Source organism: Synechococcus sp. H55.2, from assembly GCF_047462495.1.
In the GTDB taxonomy this organism is placed as follows: Bacteria; Cyanobacteriota; Cyanobacteriia; order Thermostichales; family Thermostichaceae; genus Thermostichus.
The window spans coordinates 1-774 of record NZ_JANSJH010000214.1 but is presented as its reverse complement, the minus strand read 5'-3'; the positions used below and the strand labels follow the sequence as shown (position 1 = coordinate 774).

The window sequence follows — 774 nt, the reverse complement described above, 5'->3', positions numbered from 1 at the left end:
CTGAGATTGGAGAGAGAACGAATGCTGTGCTACTTGCGGGTGCTGTGGCTGTTTTGGAGCACTTCTGTAGCGGCAGAAATGGAGTACCGCGCCAATTTCTTCTTTGCCAGCCTCAGCAGCGTGGGTGGCCTGGGGTCAGCTCTGTTTGGGCTTTCACTGTTCTATCAGCAGGGGCACCGCCTGGGGGGTTGGAGCTGGCCGGAGGCGCTCATCGTCTTGGGCATGTTCACCATCTTGCAGGGGGTGTCGGCCAGCCTCTTTAACGTCAACTTAAACCGCATCGTGCAGCAGGTGCAGGAGGGCACTCTGGATTTTGTTTTGCTCAAGCCCATTAGTAGCCAGTTTTGGCTGTCAACCCGGGTGTTCTCTCCCTGGGGCCTGGTGGATATCGGCTTTGGCCTGGTGCTGATTCTCTACGCCGGGATCCAGTTGCGGCTGCCGGCCTGGGCCTATGTTTTGGGTCTGGTGCCCCTGCTCCTGGGATTGGTCATCCTCTACAGCCTCTGGTTTATGCTGGGGGCCACCAGCATCTGGTTTGTCAAGATCTACAACGTCACCGAGGTGCTGCGGGGCTTGGTAGAGGCGGGGCGCTTCCCCCTGGTGGCCTATCCGGTGGCCTATCGGCTGTTTTTTACCTTCGTTGTGCCGGTGGCTTTCTTGACCACGGTGCCGGCAGAAACCCTGTTGGGACGAGCCCAGTGGCCGTGGCTTGTGGGATCCGCCCTGCTGGCGGCGGGGCTGTTGGTCGGATCCCATTTGTTCTGGCGCTTTGCC

The 774-nt window shown here is 59.6% G+C and carries 1 protein-coding gene; it reads left to right on the top strand.

Annotated features, from left to right (window positions below; genetic code table 11):
- Positions 1-21 precede the first annotated feature (21 nt).
- The coding region (locus NW844_RS12990; RefSeq protein ID WP_414336252.1) for an ABC transporter permease at positions 22-774 on the top strand (753 nt) is incomplete at its 3' end.